This is a genomic window from Dechloromonas agitata is5, assembly GCF_000519045.1.
In the GTDB taxonomy this organism is placed as follows: Bacteria; Pseudomonadota; Gammaproteobacteria; order Burkholderiales; family Rhodocyclaceae; genus Azonexus; species Azonexus agitatus.
Window position 1 is genome coordinate 1,055,060 of record NZ_KI912532.1, and the last position, 14,619, is coordinate 1,069,678.

General features: G+C 63.8%; 19 protein-coding genes. 16 read left to right on the forward strand and 3 right to left on the reverse strand.

Annotated elements, in window-relative coordinates; genetic code table 11:
- Window positions 1-91: 91 nt before the first annotated feature.
- From K420_RS0105245 to K420_RS0105250, 3 genes are read right to left on the reverse strand one after another with little or no spacing between them, the layout of a single operon-like run.
- Window positions 92-973, reverse strand: a complete 882-nt coding sequence (locus K420_RS0105245) for a LysR substrate-binding domain-containing protein (protein ID WP_027457137.1) — start codon at window positions 971-973, stop codon at window positions 92-94.
- A gap of 45 nt (window positions 974-1,018) precedes the next feature.
- Complete coding sequence (locus tag K420_RS20035; RefSeq protein ID WP_084019567.1) at window positions 1,019-1,249, reverse strand: hypothetical protein; 231 nt, start codon at window positions 1,247-1,249, stop codon at window positions 1,019-1,021.
- A 29-nt stretch (window positions 1,250-1,278) separates the two neighbouring features.
- Complete coding sequence (locus tag K420_RS0105250; RefSeq protein WP_027457138.1) at window positions 1,279-2,892, reverse strand: helicase HerA-like domain-containing protein; 1,614 nt, start codon at window positions 2,890-2,892, stop codon at window positions 1,279-1,281.
- Between the two features lie 147 nt (window positions 2,893-3,039).
- Here K420_RS0105250 and K420_RS0105255 point away from each other — a divergent pair, with 147 nt between their 5' ends.
- From K420_RS0105255 to queE, 16 genes are all read left to right on the forward strand, one after another.
- Window positions 3,040-3,765, forward strand: a complete 726-nt coding sequence (locus K420_RS0105255; RefSeq protein WP_027457139.1) for a YebC/PmpR family DNA-binding transcriptional regulator — start codon at window positions 3,040-3,042, stop codon at window positions 3,763-3,765.
- Window positions 3,766-3,840: 75 nt separating this feature from the next.
- Entirely contained in the window at window positions 3,841-4,314 is a 474-nt protein-coding gene (locus tag K420_RS0105260; RefSeq protein WP_051452966.1) for a hypothetical protein, read from the forward strand.
- A 16-nt stretch (window positions 4,315-4,330) separates the two neighbouring features.
- Window positions 4,331-4,837, forward strand: coding sequence for a 3'-5' exonuclease (locus tag K420_RS0105265; RefSeq protein ID WP_027457141.1), 507 nt, complete (start codon window positions 4,331-4,333; stop codon window positions 4,835-4,837).
- Window positions 4,838-4,840: 3 nt separating this feature from the next.
- Window positions 4,841-5,695: a DMT family transporter gene (locus K420_RS0105270; RefSeq protein ID WP_027457142.1), complete on the forward strand. Its 855-nt coding sequence runs from the start codon at window positions 4,841-4,843 to the stop codon at window positions 5,693-5,695.
- Window positions 5,692-6,225: a crossover junction endodeoxyribonuclease RuvC gene (ruvC, locus tag K420_RS0105275; RefSeq protein ID WP_027457143.1), complete on the forward strand. Its 534-nt coding sequence runs from the start codon at window positions 5,692-5,694 to the stop codon at window positions 6,223-6,225. The genes K420_RS0105270 and ruvC overlap by 4 nt, the downstream gene beginning before the upstream one ends.
- Window positions 6,226-6,258: 33 nt before the next feature.
- The gene (gene ruvA, locus K420_RS0105280; RefSeq protein ID WP_027457144.1) at window positions 6,259-6,837 is read left to right on the forward strand and encodes a Holliday junction branch migration protein RuvA; all 579 of its coding nucleotides are present in this window, start codon (window positions 6,259-6,261) and stop codon (window positions 6,835-6,837) included.
- Entirely contained in the window at window positions 6,837-7,892 is a 1,056-nt protein-coding gene (locus K420_RS0105285; protein ID WP_027457145.1) for an AI-2E family transporter, read from the forward strand. Before ruvA ends, K420_RS0105285 begins: the two co-directional genes overlap by 1 nt.
- On the forward strand, window positions 7,889-8,947 hold the full coding sequence (ruvB, locus tag K420_RS0105290; protein WP_027457146.1) for a Holliday junction branch migration DNA helicase RuvB: 1,059 nt from the start codon (window positions 7,889-7,891) through the stop codon (window positions 8,945-8,947). The genes K420_RS0105285 and ruvB overlap by 4 nt, the downstream gene beginning before the upstream one ends.
- A 99-nt stretch (window positions 8,948-9,046) precedes the next feature.
- Window positions 9,047-9,469, forward strand: a complete 423-nt coding sequence (gene ybgC / locus K420_RS0105295; RefSeq protein ID WP_027457147.1) for a tol-pal system-associated acyl-CoA thioesterase — start codon at window positions 9,047-9,049, stop codon at window positions 9,467-9,469.
- Entirely contained in the window at window positions 9,466-10,143 is a 678-nt protein-coding gene (tolQ, locus tag K420_RS0105300) for a protein TolQ (protein ID WP_027457148.1), read from the forward strand. The genes ybgC and tolQ overlap by 4 nt, the downstream gene beginning before the upstream one ends.
- Window positions 10,144-10,149: 6 nt before the next feature.
- Entirely contained in the window at window positions 10,150-10,551 is a 402-nt protein-coding gene (locus K420_RS0105305; RefSeq protein WP_027457149.1) for an ExbD/TolR family protein, read from the forward strand.
- Between the two features lie 3 nt (window positions 10,552-10,554).
- Entirely contained in the window at window positions 10,555-11,358 is an 804-nt protein-coding gene (locus K420_RS0105310) for an energy transducer TonB (RefSeq protein WP_027457150.1), read from the forward strand.
- Window positions 11,359-11,379: 21 nt separating this feature from the next.
- Window positions 11,380-12,660: a Tol-Pal system beta propeller repeat protein TolB gene (tolB, locus tag K420_RS0105315; RefSeq protein WP_198293802.1), complete on the forward strand. Its 1,281-nt coding sequence runs from the start codon at window positions 11,380-11,382 to the stop codon at window positions 12,658-12,660.
- A gap of 19 nt (window positions 12,661-12,679) precedes the next feature.
- Window positions 12,680-13,222 carry a peptidoglycan-associated lipoprotein Pal gene (gene pal, locus K420_RS0105320; protein WP_027457152.1) on the forward strand — a complete coding sequence of 181 codons (543 nt, stop codon included), beginning with the start codon at window positions 12,680-12,682 and terminating at the stop codon, window positions 13,220-13,222.
- Window positions 13,223-13,225: 3 nt separating this feature from the next.
- Window positions 13,226-13,972 carry a tol-pal system protein YbgF gene (ybgF, locus tag K420_RS0105325; protein WP_027457153.1) on the forward strand — a complete coding sequence of 249 codons (747 nt, stop codon included), beginning with the start codon at window positions 13,226-13,228 and terminating at the stop codon, window positions 13,970-13,972.
- Window positions 13,973-14,611, forward strand: a complete 639-nt coding sequence (gene queE / locus K420_RS0105330; RefSeq protein WP_027457154.1) for a 7-carboxy-7-deazaguanine synthase QueE — start codon at window positions 13,973-13,975, stop codon at window positions 14,609-14,611.
- The last annotated feature ends 8 nt before the right edge of the window (window positions 14,612-14,619 follow it).

The following is a 14,619-nucleotide window of genomic DNA, read 5'->3' on the forward strand; positions in this document are numbered from 1 at the left end:
GAATGCCGCGCCCAATGAATGCGCTCAAACGAATTGAGCGCGATTCAGATGAACTAAATTAATGTGAGCGGTCCGGTGAAGGGCTGGGCAGCTAACTCGGTTTTTGCCCGTTTTGCCGTGTGCACCGTAGCAGCCAGCGGATGAAGTCCATGATCGCCGGCTTTTCCTGCACGGCCGGCGGCGCGACGATGTAGAAGCTGCGATCCGGGCAATCTTCGGCGAAGGGACGAACCAGCCGGCCCTCGTCGAGGTAAGGCTGGGCCAGCGTCGCCGCCATCAGCGCCACGCCGTGCCCCGCGACGGCGGCTTCGAGCATCAGCAAGGCATCCTCGTAAGTCGGCCCGCTCGCTGGTTCCGGTCGACGCAGCCCAGCGGCGGCAAACCAGCGCGACCACGAGAGCAAGGGATGGCGCAGCAAACGCACGCCGTCGAGATCGGTCGGCGTCTGCAAGTTCGCCGCCAGCGTCGGCGAACAGACCGGGAAGACGCGCTCCTCAAAGAGCTTCCAGGCCAGCAGCCCCGGCCATTCCTCCTCGCCGTAACGCAGGCCGATGTCGGCTTCGCCGTTGAGCAGCGGCCGGAGACCGGTCGCTGTGCCAAGGGTGAATTCGAGATCGGGATGGCCCTGCTGGTATTCAGCCACCTGCGCCACCAGCCACTTGCTGCCCAAGGCCGGCGCGGCCGAAATGCGCAGCCGCTCGCGCCTCGGCGCACGCAGCACCGCGCTCGCCTCATCCAGCCGCAACAGCGCCTCGCGCACTACCGCCAGATAACGCCGCCCCGCCGCCGTCAGCACCACCGCCCGATGCCGCCGCTCGAACAGCGGCTGGCCGAGGTGTTCCTCCAGTTGCTTGATGCGATGACTGATCGCCGACGGCGTCAGATGCAAGGCCTCCGCCGCCGCCAGAAAGCTGCCGAGACGAGCAGCGGCTTCGAAGGCGGGCAAGGTGTGAAGGGGCGGGAGGTCGTTCAATTTTGTCTTATTTGCTCAGTTATCAGCCGTTGAGTGCACGTATGATTATTTCGGCGAAGACAAATACGCTAAGAAAGCAGAAATACCAGCGACTGCGGCTCCGATCCAGGCAGCAACAGCAGACCATTTGGCAGAACTAGCGATGCATTTGTTACGTCGAACCTCTAACAAATGCATAGCTACCCATTTGCGTTGAGAGGAGTCTTGCTCAGTAACGAAATCGAAAAGCTCTTGATCGCTGAGTTTGGCTAAGCGTTCGTAATCGTCGCGATTCATCTCAGCACGATCCCTTTGACGTGTGTCTGTTAGCGCCGGCCTCCCAAAATCGACCCCAGCACGCCGCGCAAAATCTGCTTGCCGAGTTCCCGGCCAACCGTCCCAGCCACGCCACGCGCGGCGCTCTTGGCGGCGCTTTCGAGTACCCCTTCGCGTTTGCCGCCGCGCGGCCCGGTACTACCCATCAGGATGTCGCCGAAGCCGCCGAGGATACCGCCGCCGCTGCTTTCAGGCTGGGGGGCGGGGGCGCTTTGCCGTTGCGGGGCTTGCTCGTAGCGTGGCTGCGGTTGGCCGGCATGGTTGCCCCAGGCGTTGGGGTCGCCGGCCGGAGCCGGGATCGCGCCGGGGGCGGCCGGGGGATTGGCCGCTGGTTTGCCCTTGAGCAGTTCGTAGGCGGATTCGCGGTCGATGGCCTGGCCGTAGGCGGCGAGCAGCGGGCTGGCCTGGATGATGGCCTGGCGTTCTTCTGTCGTCAGCGGGCCGAGGCGCGAGGCGGGCGGGAAGATGAAGGCACGTTCGACGATGTTCGGCCGGCCCTTTTCATCGAGGAAGGAAACCAGCGCTTCGCCGACGCCGAGTTCGGTGATCGCGGCCGCGGCGTCGAACTTGGGGTTGGCGCGCATGGTTTCGGCGGCGGCCTGGACGGCCTTCTGGTCGCGCGGGGTGAAGGCGCGCAGGGCGTGCTGGACGCGGTTGCCGAGCTGGCCGAGGATCTTTTCCGGGACGTCGAGCGGGTTCTGCGTGACGAAATAGACGCCGACGCCCTTGGAGCGGATCAGTCGGACGACCTGTTCGACCTTGTCGACCAGCGCTTGGGGAGCATCGCTGAACAGCAGGTGGGCTTCGTCGAAGAAGAAGACCAGTTTCGGCTTGTCGAGATCGCCGGCTTCCGGCAGTTGCTCGAATAGTTCGGAGAGCAGCCAGAGCAGGAAGGTGGAGTAGAGCGCCGGGGCGTGGATCAGTTTCTCGGCGGCCAGCACGTTGATGACGCCGCGCCCGTTGGCGTCGATCTGCATCAGATCGGCGATGTTGAGCATCGGTTCGCCGAAGAAGAAGTCGCCGCCCTGCTCTTCCAGGGTCAGCAAGCCGCGCTGGATGGCGCCGATGGAGGCGGACGCGATGTTGCCGTATTCGGTGGTGAATTCCTTGGCGTTGTCGCCGACGTTCTGGACCATGGCGCGCAGGTCCTTCAGGTCGAGCAGCAGCAGGCCCTGGTCGTCGGCGATCTTGAAGACCAGTTGCAGCACGCCGGCCTGGGTGTCGTTCAGGTTGAGCAGGCGGGCGAGCAGCAGCGGGCCCATGTCGGAAATGGTGGCGCGCACCGGTATGCCGCCTTCGCCGAAGACATCCCAGAAGGCGACGGAGTTGGCGTAGGGCTGGAAGCCTTCGAGGCCGAGGTCGGCAATGCGCTTCAACAGCTTTTCCGACGGATTGCCGGCGGCGCCCATGCCCGAGAGGTCGCCCTTCACGTCGGCCATGAAGACCGGTACCCCGGCGTAGGACAGGCGCTCGGCCATCGATTGCAGGGTCACTGTCTTGCCCGTGCCCGTCGCGCCGGTGATCAGGCCGTGGCGGTTGGCCATCTGCGGCAGCAGGGCGGGATAACCGTCTTCGGATTTGGCGAGGTACAGGGGGTCGGACATGGCGGCAGGCTCCTCGAGAAAGTTATCCAATCATTCTAGCGCCGTGCGCTTCGGGCTTTGTGAAATAGCGTCAGTTCGCCGAACTGACGAGAAGCATTCCGGCGGGTAAAATCTCGCCTTCTTCGTTATTTGCAGTGGGAAAACATCATGGCTGGTCATTCCAAATGGGCCAATATTCAGCACCGTAAGGGTCGCCAGGACGAAAAGCGTGGTGCGGCCTTCTCCAAGCTCGCCAAGGAAATCACCGTGGCTGCCAAGATGGGTGGCGGCGATGTGAGCTTCAACCCGCGCCTGCGCGTCGCGGTGGACAAGGCCAAGGCCGTCAACATGCCCAAGGACAAGATCGACACCGCGATCAAGAAGGGTACCGGCGAACTGGAAGGCGTCGATTATGTCGAAATCCGTTATGAGGGCTACGGTATCGGCGGCGCGGCGATCATGGTGGACTGCCTGACCGACAACAAGACCCGTACCGTGGCCGAAGTGCGCCATGCCTTCTCCAAGCACGGCGGCAACATGGGGACCGACGGCTGCGTGGCTTTCCAGTTCAAGCACTGCGGCCAGATGATCTTCGCCCCGGGCACTGACGAAGCCGCGCTGATGGATGCCGCCATTGAGGCCGGCGCCGAGGACGTGAATACCAACGACGACGGCTCGATCGAAGTGATCACTGCGCCGACCGAGTTCATCGCCGTCAAGGATGCGCTGGAAGCGGCCGGCTTCAAGCCGGAATTCGCCGAGGTGACGATGAAGCCGGAAGGCGAGAACGTCTTTGCCGGCGACGACGCGGTCAAGATGCAGAAGCTGCTCGATGCGCTGGAAAGCCTGGACGACGTTCAGGAAATCTACACGACGGCTGTCATCGAAGACTGATTTTCGACGATGTTCCCGGTTTTATGGCCGGGAACGCGCTGTTTTAACCGCTGTTCGCTCCATCAAGGAATCATCGTGAAACGCCTACTCCTTTCCGCCCTGCTTCTTGCCGGCCTGAGCCTTTCCGCCTTCGCCGCGCAACATGCCTGTCCGGACCTGGCTGTCGCCAAGCAGGTCAACGCCTGCCCGACCGAGGAGGAGTTGAAGCATACCTACAGCGGTTTCTGCAGCGACGACAAGAAGGTCTATGGCGGGGAAACCGACAACTGCATGCGTTACGCTGATTACCGGGCAATGAAGAACAACGCCCTGTGGGAGTCGGCCGACGGCGCCTTCGATGGTTATGTGTCCTGTGATCTGCCCAAGGCCAAGCTGCAGGCCATGAAGGCGACCGGCATGAAGGTCGAGAAGCAGGGAACGATCACCAAGCTGGTCTGCAGCTATCCGAACGGCATTCGCTTTACCCTGCGCACCAAGGGCGCCTGCAAGGTCGATGACGACAAGGCCTGCGCCGCCAATGCCGCTGCCTGCCGGGCCACTTGCGATTGAGCCGCCGGGCGGCTGAATGATCCAGCCGGCCATCATCGACATCGAAGCCTCGGGTTTCGGGCGCGGCAGCTATCCGATCGAGATCGGCTACTACCTGCCGGATGGCCGGGCCTATTGCACGCTGATTCAACCCGCACCCGGTTGGGTGCATTGGGATGTCGCTGCCGAATCGGTGCACGGCATCCGTCGCGATCTCCTGCTCGCCAGGGGGCGGCCGGCGGTCGAGGTCTGTCGTGACCTGAATCGGCAGCTGGACGGCCAGTTCATCTATTGCGACGCCTGGGCCTATGACTACACTTGGCTCAATTGCCTGTTCGAGGCCGCCGACATGGTCCCGGCCTTTCACCTGAAGGATCTCCGCGAACTGCTGGGCGAATGCGAACAGACGCTGTGGCATGCGACCCGGGCGGCGGTCGAGGTGCGTCTGCAGTTGCGCCGCCACCGCGCCAGCGGTGACGCCCGGACGCTGTTCGAAACGCTGATCGAAGCCCGCAAGCGCTGCGCTGCGGATTGGGCAAGCTAGGCGATGCAGCGCGTCTATCCCCTGCTCTTCGTCTTCCTGTGGAGCACCGGTTTCATTGGTGCCAAGTATGGTCTGCCCTACGCCGAGCCGCTTTCTTTCCTGTTCGTCCGCTATCTGGCGGTGATCGCGCTGATGACGGCGATCGCCCTGCTCACCCGCGCACCGTGGCCGAAGGCGCCGATGCAGTGGGTGCATATCGGTGTTTCCGGCCTGCTCGTCCATGCCGTCTATCTCGGCGGCGTGTTCATCGCCATCAAGCAGGGGTTGCCGGCCGGGGTCACGGCGCTGGTCGTCGGCATGCAGCCCCTGCTCACCGCGCTCGGCGCAGGCTGGTTGCTCGGCGAGCGGGTCGTTGGCCGTCAGTGGCTGGGCCTGGCGCTCGGATTTGTCGGCGTCGCGCTCGTCGTTTCCGGCAAGTTGGGCGGGGTGGCGGCCGGGCCCATGCTCGTGCCGGCCTTCTGCGCCCTGCTCGGCATCACCTGCGGCACGCTGTACCAGAAGCGCTTCTGCGCCCGCTTCGATCTGCGCACCGGTTCGGTTATCCAGTTCGTGCCGACCGCGCTGGCGACGCTGCCCGTCATCCTGTTGTTTGAGGGATTCCATGTCGTGTGGACCGGCGATTTCATCTTCGCGCTGACTTGGCTGGTACTCATCCTGTCGATCGGCGCGATCAGTCTGCTCAACCTGCTCATTCGCAGCGGCAGCGCGGTCAACGTGGCCAGCCTGTTCTACCTGACGCCGCTGTCGACGGCGCTGATCGCCTACGCCCTGTTCGACGAAACGCTGAGCTGGCTGGCCATGCTGGGCATGGGGCTGGCGGTGAGTGGCGTCTATCTGGTGGGGAGGCCGGCGAAATGAGCGGGCAACGGATTCTCGGTATCGACCCCGGCTTGCGGGTGACTGGTTTTGGCGTGATCGAGCAGCATGGCAGCCAATTGGTCTACGTCGCCAGCGGCTGTATCAAGTCGAACGACAAGCAATCGCTGCCGGAGCGTATCGCCACACTGTTCGCCGGGATCAGCGAGGTGATCGCCACCTACCGGCCGGATCAGGCGGCGGTGGAAAAGGTCTTTGTCAACGTCAATCCGCAATCCACCCTGCTGCTCGGCCAGGCGCGCGGGGCGGCGATCAGTGCGCTGGTGCATGGCGGGCTGCCGGTGGCGGAATATACGGCGCTGCAGGTCAAGCAGGCGGTGGTCGGCCACGGCAAGGCGGCCAAGGAGCAGGTGCAGCACATGGTGGTCAGGCTGCTGTCACTGGCCGGCGCACCGGCAGCCGATGCGGCCGATGCCCTGGCCTGTGCCATTGCTCACGCCCACGGTGGGCAGGGCCTGGGGGCCTTGGCGACGGCCGGCTATCGCGTTCGCGGCGGCCGCCTGATAGGATGATGACTGTTTGAACATACAGTATTGCGATAGCCCATGATCGGACGCCTGACCGGTATCCTCGCCGAAAAAAATCCCCCGCAGATCGTGCTCGATGTGAACGGCGTCGGCTACGAGCTCGACGTGCCGATGAGCACCTTCTACAACCTGCCGGCGGCAGGGGAGAAAACGAAGCTGCTGACGCATTTCGCGGTACGCGAGGATGGCCATTTCCTCTACGGCTTCCTCACCGAAGCCGAGCGTTTCGCCTTCCGTCAGCTATTGAAGGTGTCGGGCATCGGGGCGCGCACGGCCTTGTCGGTGCTCTCCGGCATGTCGGTCAATGACCTGTCGGCGGCCGTGGCGCAGCAGGAGCTGGGGCGCCTGATCAAGATTCCCGGCATTGGCAAGAAGACGGCCGAACGCCTGCTGCTCGAACTGAAGGGCAAGCTGGCCGACGCCACCGGCGTGTCGCTGCATGCGGCGGTCGATGACGCCCGGCAGGACATCGCCAACGCCCTGATCGCCCTCGGTTACAACGAGAAGGAAGCGGCGGCGGCGATGAAGCAATTGCCGGCCGATATTGGCACGTCGGATGGCATCCGGCAGGCCCTCAAGCTGCTGTCCAAGGTCTGATGATCCAGGAACACGATCCCAAGCGACTGGCGCAGATCGCGCTGGTGGTGCTGCTCATCATCGGCTGCATCACCGTGCTGCTGCCCTTCGTCGGCGCCGTGCTGTTCGCCTTCGTGGTCTGGATCTGCACCTGGCCTTTCTATGCCGAGAAGCTGCTGCCCCGGCTCGGTGGCCGCGACACGCTGGGCGCTTCGCTGATGACGCTGGCCCTGGTGCTGGTCATGCTGTTGCCCACCCTGTTCCTGGCCGGTTCGCTGGCCAATGGGGCAGACAAGTTGATCGATTTCATCAAGCCCTACATCGACCAGGGGCTGCCTGCCAGTCCGCCGGACTGGCTGAGCGCCCTACCTTTCGTCGGCAGCGAGATCGACAGCAACTGGCACCGCCTGGCTGGTGACCGTACTGAGCTGAATGCCGCGATCAAGCAACTGATTGCCCCGGCCCGCCAACTGGCCTTGGCGCTCGGCGGCATTGCCGCCAACGGCTTGCTGCAGCTGGCCCTGGTCCTGTTCGTCACCTTCTTCCTGTACCGCGACGGCGCGGCGATCAGCAATGCGCTCTATATCGGCGCTCGCAAGCTGGGCGGCGAACTGGGCGAGAACATGCTCGATAAGGCGCGCGGTACGGTGGTCGGCGTCATGCTCGGCATTGTCGGCACGGCGGCGGCCCAGGGCACGGTGGCGATGCTCGGCTTCCTGATCGCCGATGTACCGGCTGCCGTGCTGCTCGGTTTCGCCACGTTCTTCCTGTCGATGATTCCGGTCGGTCCGCCATTGATCTGGGGTGGTGCCGCGGCCTGGCTGTACGGCGAAGGGCAGACCGGCTGGGCCATTTTCCTGGTCCTCTACGGTGTCTTCGTCATCAGCAGCATCGACAACTTCGTCAAACCCATCCTGATCGCCCGCGGTGCCGGGCTCTCCATCCTGCTCATCGCCCTCGGCGTCTTGGGCGGCGTTCTGGTTTTCGGTTTCATCGGCATCTTCCTCGGGCCGGTCCTGCTCGCCCTGGGCCACATGCTGCTGAACCGCTGGCTGCGCGAGGAACCATCCGCATGATCGAAACCGACAAGCTGGTCGCCGCCGACCGCATCATCGCGCCGCAGAGCAAGTCGGCGCAGGAAGAGGCGCTGGAGCGCGCTCTGCGCCCGAAGCGGCTGGCCGACTACACCGGCCAGCAGAAAATCCGCGAACAGCTAGAGATCTTCATCGAGGCCGCCAAACGGCGCGGCGATTCGCTCGACCACGTGCTGCTCTTCGGCCCTCCCGGCCTCGGCAAGACGACGCTGGCCCACATCGTCGCCGCTGAAATGGGCGTCAATTTGCGCCAGACCTCGGGCCCGGTGCTGGAGCGGGCCGGCGACCTGGCCGCCATCCTGACCAACCTCGAACCGCATGACGTACTGTTCATCGACGAAATCCATCGTCTGAGCCCGGTCGTCGAGGAAATCCTCTACCCGGCGCTGGAGGATTTCCAGATCGACATCATGATTGGCGAAGGCCCGGCTGCCCGCTCGGTGAAGCTCGATTTGCCGCCCTTCACGCTGGTCGGCGCGACGACCCGGGCCGGCATGCTGACCAACCCGCTGCGCGACCGCTTCGGTATCGTCGCCCGGCTGGAGTTCTACAACGCCCAGGAATTGCAGAGCATCGTCAGCCGCTCGGCCACGTTGCTCAACGCCCCCATCGACCCGGAAGGCGCGCTGGAAATCGCCCGGCGTTCGCGCGGTACGCCGCGCATCGCCAACCGCCTGCTGCGCCGCGTGCGCGACTACGCCGAAGTGAAGGCCGATGGCAACATCACGCGCGGCGTCGCCGACAAGGCCCTGCACATGCTCGATGTCGACCCGGCCGGTCTCGACCTGATGGATCGCAAGCTGCTGCACGCCGTGATCGACAAGTTTGGCGGCGGTCCGGTCGGTGTCGACAACCTGGCGGCGGCCATCGGCGAGGCGCGCGACACCATCGAGGATGTGCTGGAACCCTACCTGATCCAGCAGGGCTACCTGCAGCGCACCCTGCGCGGCCGTATTGCAACGCCCGCCATCTACCGCCACCTTGGTCTGGCCGAGCCGCCCAGTGCCGTCGTGCGCGACCTGCTGGCCGACGAGTGACCGTCCGGCGGATGCCCGTTTCGGCCTTTGCCCGCGCAGCAATGCTCGTTGAAACAGACCGTTACAAATGAATGTTGCGGCGCAAGGTAAAATCGCAAGATGAAATTTGCGCCCAACGCCAATGCCTTCACCATTCCGGTACGCGTCTATTACGAAGACACCGATGCCGGCGGCGTCGTCTACTACGCCAACTACCTGAAATTCTTCGAGCGTTGCCGTACCGAGTGGATGCGTTCGGCGGGCCATGACCAGCGCCAGCTGGCGCTCGATGCCGGTATCGGCTTCGTCGCCCGCAAGGCCAATTGCGACTACCTCCGCCCGGCCCATCTCGACGATCAACTGACCGTCGGTCTCGAAGTCGAAAAGCTGACCCGCGTCCGTGTCGTTTTTCGCCAGCATGTGCGGCGCGGCGACGAAGAACTGGTCACCGGCACGGTCGAGATCGCCTGCGTGGACATGGCGAGCATGAAGCCTGCCCCGATTCCCGATTTTCTCTATGCCAAGCTGGAAACGCTGAAATGAACGTCACCCAGGATCTGTCCATCCTCCACCTCATCCTGCAGGCCAGCGCCGTCGTCCAGGTCGTCATGGCCCTGCTCGCCGGCGTCTCGCTGATGTCGTGGTACTACATTTTCATGAAGCTGTTTGCCGTCAAACAGGCGCGCGAGAAGACGGAAAACTTCGAGCGCGATTTCTGGTCCGGCGGCGACCTCAACAACCTGTACAACAGCGCCGTGAATGACCGCCATCACGCCGGTTCGATGGAGCGCATCTTCGAGGCCGGCTTCCGCGAATTCACCAAGCTGCGCGGCCAGAAGAATCTCGATCCGAAGGACATCGTCGATGGCGCCCGCCGCGCCATGCGCGCTACCTACCAACGCGAGATGGATGCCCTCGAATCCCACCTCGCCTTCCTCGCCTCGGTCGGCTCCGTCTCGCCGTACATCGGTTTGTTCGGTACCGTTTGGGGCATCATGCATGCCTTCCGCGGCCTGTCCAACGTTGGCCAGGCGACGCTCGCTTCCGTCGCGCCCGGCATCGCCGAGGCGCTGGTCGCCACCGCCATCGGCCTGTTCGCCGCCATTCCGGCGGTCCTCGCCTACAACCGCTTCTCGCACGACATCGACCGCCTCGCCGTGCGCTATGAGAGCTTCATGGAAGAGTTCTCGAACATCATCCAGCGCCAGATGAGGTAAGGCGAAATGCGCCAACGTCGCCTCAAGAACGAAATCAACGTCGTCCCCTACATCGACGTGATGCTGGTGCTGCTTGTCATCTTCATGGTGGCGACACCGATGATGACGACCGGTTCGGTCGATTTGCCGACTTCCGGTACGGCACCGCAAAAGCCGGACAAATACCTGAAGGTGCAGGTTGAGCAGGATGGTGCGCTGACTGTTTTCGACGCCGACGGCAAGCCGACCAAGGTCAAGGGTCTGAAGAATCTCAAGGACACCCTGCTGCCCCTCAAGGGCGACGACGACAAGATGGCCGTGCTGGTCGCTGGCGACAAGGAAACGCAGTACAAAAACGTGATCGAAGTACTCGATGAAGTGAAGAAAATGCATTTCGAGCGCGTCGGCCTGGAAACCAGCAGCAAGTAAGCAATGATCCTCGAGCGTCCCGAAGAACCCGGCAAGAAATATGCGCTGGCACTGACCGTGCTGGTGCATCTGCTGCTGGCGGCCTTCCTGTTCTTTGGCGTGCAGTGGAAGCGCAGTAAACCGGAAGTCTATGAGGTCGAGTTGTGGTCGCCGACACCGCGCCCGGCAACCCAGGTCGTCGCGCCACCGCCGCCTCCACCGGAAGTGAAGCCGCCGCCGAAACCCGAGCCCAAGCCGGAACCGAAGGTCGAGCCGCCGCCGAAAAAACCGGATATCGCGATCAAGGAAGAAAAAAAGAAGCCCGAGCCGCCCAAGCCGGAACCCAAGAAACCGGAGCCGCCCAAGCCCGAGCCCAAAAAGCCGGAACCGCCGAAGCTGGAGGCCAAGCCGCAGCCGAAGTTCGATTTCAGCAAGGAACTGGCCAGCGAAGCCTCGCAACTGAAATCCTCGGCCAAGAGTGCCGCGACGGCACAGCAGATGGCTCATGCAGCCGCTGCCGAGGCCGAGCAGCGCGCGTCGGCCAACAAGCGTGGCAAGGCGGACTACGCCAACAAGATACGCGGCAAGGTGCGTGGCAACATCGTCTTGCCGCCGAGCATCCAGGGCAATCCGGAAGCCGTGTTCATGGTCGAACAACTGCCGACCGGCGAAGTGCTCGATGTCAGGCTCAAGCGTTCCAGCGGCAATGGTGTGCTCGACCGGGCAATCGAGACTGCGATCCGCAAGTCGTCACCGTTGCCCAAGCCGGACGATCCCTCGCTGTTCGAGCGGACGCTGGAAATCAAATACCGCCCGTTTGAAGAGTAAAATCGCGCGAAACTTTTGAAAATGAACGCAATGTCCCGACTTTCCCGCCGCGCTTTCCTCGCCGTTGCGCTGTTCAGCGCCGGCCTGGCCCAGGCCCAACTGTCCATCGAGATCACCGGCGCCGGTGCCAATCGCATTCCGGTCGCCATCGTCGATTTTCCTGGCGATCCGGCCGCTTCCCGCGTCATCACCGCCACGGTGCGCAGTGATCTGGAGCGCAGCGGCCTGTTCAAGCTGGTCGATCATGGGGGCCTGGCTTTCGATGAAAATGCGCCGATCAATCACGCCGACTGGAAGGCACGCGGTGCTGACGCGATGGCGGCGGGCAGTATCGGGCGCAGTGCCGATGGTCGCATGGAAGCCCGTTTCCGCCTCTACGATTCGCAAAAAGGTGTGTCCCTGGGCGGTGCCGCCTACGTCACCAGCAATACCCAGTTGCGCGCCGCCGGCCATCGCATCGCCGATTACATCTACGAAAAGCTGACCGGCGAGAAGGGTGTCTTCTCGACGCGCATCGCCTATGTCGTCAAATCCCGCGGTCAGTTCCTGCTGCAGATCGCCGATTCCGATGGCCAGAACGCCGCGACGGCGCTGACTTCGGCCGAACCGATCATTTCCCCGGCCTGGTCGCCGGACGGCAGCAAGCTGGCCTACGTTTCCTTCGAGAAGAAGAAGCCGGTCATCTACGTGCATTCCCTGGCCTCCGGCCAGCGCATCATTGTTGCCAATTTCAAGGGCTCCAACTCGGCGCCAGCCTGGTCGCCGGATGGTCGCAAGCTCGCCATCGTGCTCTCCAAGGACGGCAATTCCCAGTTGTATACGGTCAATGCCGATGGCAGCGGCCTGCAACGTATCACCCAGTCGTCCGGCATCGATACCGAGCCGCGCTACGCGGCCGACGGCGGCAGCATTTACTTCACCTCCGACCGCGGCGGCAGCCCGCAGATCTATCAGGTCGGGGCCGGTGGCGGCGAGGCGCGCCGCGTCACTTTCGAAGGTTCCTACAACGTCTCGCCGCGCCCCTCGCCGGATGGCAAGAGCCTCGCCTTCATCACCCGCCGCGAAGGCCGCTTCCAGCTCGCCGTGATGGATCTGGCCAGTCGCCAGGTGCAGGTGTTGAGTGATTCGAACAAGGACGAATCCCCGAGTTTCGCCCCGAATAGCCGCATGATCCTGATCGCCACGGAAATTGGCGGGCGCGGCGTCCTATCCGCTGTTTCCAGCGATGGCAGGATCAAACAACGCCTCACGGTCGCTGCCGGCGATGTCCGCGAACCGGCCTGGGGCCCTTACTATCAATAATCCGCACCGGAGTCATGTCGTGAAGAAACTGCTCATCCCCGCCCTGCTGTCGGCCCTGCTGGCTGCCTGTTCCACCACCCCCCTGCCGGAAGACGGCGGCGCCCCGGTCGAGTCGCGTAGCGGCGCCAGCACCGGCGTCACCCCGGTGACCGCCGGCGGCCTTGATGCCAGCGGCCTGCCGCGCGAGCTGACCGATCCGAAGAGCAAGCTGTCGCAGCGCAGCATCTACTTCGATCTCGACAAGTACGAAGTCAAGGATGAGTACAAGGATCTGGTTGCCGCCCACGCCAAGTACCTGAGCACCAACAAGGGCTTCAAGGTGCTGATTCAGGGCAATACCGACGAGCGCGGCAGCCGCGAATACAACCTGTCGCTCGGCCAGAAGCGTGCCGAAGCCGTCAAGCGTTCGCTGGCCCTGCTCGGCGTCAAGGATGACCAGATCGAATCCGTCAGCCTGGGCGAGGAAAAGCCGAAGAACCCGGGTCACGACGAAACCGCCTGGGCCGAGAACCGTCGCGCCGACATCCTGTACAAGGCCCCGGACGGCCGCGGCGAGTTCTAAGTCATGCGCCCGGTTCGAATCGCCCTGTTGATTGCCGCCCTGGGTGCCGCGCAGGCCCAGGCCGGTGTCTTCGACGACGACGAGGCGCGTCGCCAGATCGCCGACCACCGCATCAAGACGGAGGCGCGATTCGACCAGCAGGCCAAGGCCCAGCTGGATCTGGCCAACCAGATCCAGCAACAGGCCGAAGAGATCGCCCGCCTGCGCGGGCAGATCGAAACGCTGACCTATGAGCTGGAAACGGCCAAGAAGCGTCAGCAGGATTTCTATCTCGACCTCGATACGCGCCTGCGCAAATTCGAGGCGCCGGCTGCGTCGGCTGCCGACGGCGCCGACCCGGCTGCCACCGCAGCCCAGGCCAAACCGGCCGGCGACCCGGCGCGCGAGGCACAGGAATACGAAGCCGCGCTCAACCAGTTCAAGGCCGGCAAGTACAAGGATGCTGCGACTGGCTTCGCGGCCTTCGTGCAAAAGCATCCGGACAGCCAGTTGGCACCCAATGCCCAGTACTGGCTGGGCAATGCCTGGTATGCCCAGCGTGACTGCAAGCGTGCCATCGAGGCGCAGAGCGTCGTCACCACCAAGTACGCTGACAGCCCGAAGGCGCCCGATGCCTGGCTGGCGATGGCGACCTGCCAACAGGAAATGGGCAGCGCCGGCGCTGCCAAGCGCTCGCTGGAAACCCTGGTCGCCAAATATCCCAACGTGCCGGCGGCCGAAACCGCCCGCGAACGGCTGAAGAAGAAGTAATTGGCCCTGCGCATTACCGAAATTTTCTACTCGCTGCAGGGCGAGGCGACGCGGGTCGGCCTGCCCACCGTGTTCGTCCGCCTGACCGGTTGCCCGTTGCGCTGTACGTGGTGCGACACGACCTACAGCTTCACCGGCGGCGAGCCGGCCACCAGCCAATCGGTGCTGGCCGAAGTGGCGAAGTACCCGGCCCGCCAGGTCTGCGTCACCGGTGGCGAACCGCTGTCGCAGAAGGAATGCCTGCCCCTGCTGACGGCGTTGTGCGACGCCGGCTACGATGTGTCGCTGGAAACCTCCGGGGCGCTTGATGTTTCCGGAGTCGATCCACGCGTCTCGCGCATCATGGATCTCAAGGCGCCGGATTCCGGCGAGGCCGGGCGCAACCTGTGGGCCAACCTCGATTGCCTGACCGGCCGCGACGAGATCAAGATCGTCGTCGCCTCGCGCGGCGATTATGAATGGGCGCGCGATGTCATTCGCCAGCGCCGCATCGACGCCATATCCCCCGTCCTCCTTTCTCCTGCCCAGGGTCTGATCGAAGCCCGGTCGCTGGCCGACTGGATACTCGAAGATGGCCTCAACGTCCGCTTCCAGCTGCAACTGCACAAGCTGCTTTGGGGTAACATGCAGGGAAAATAGAGGGGGGA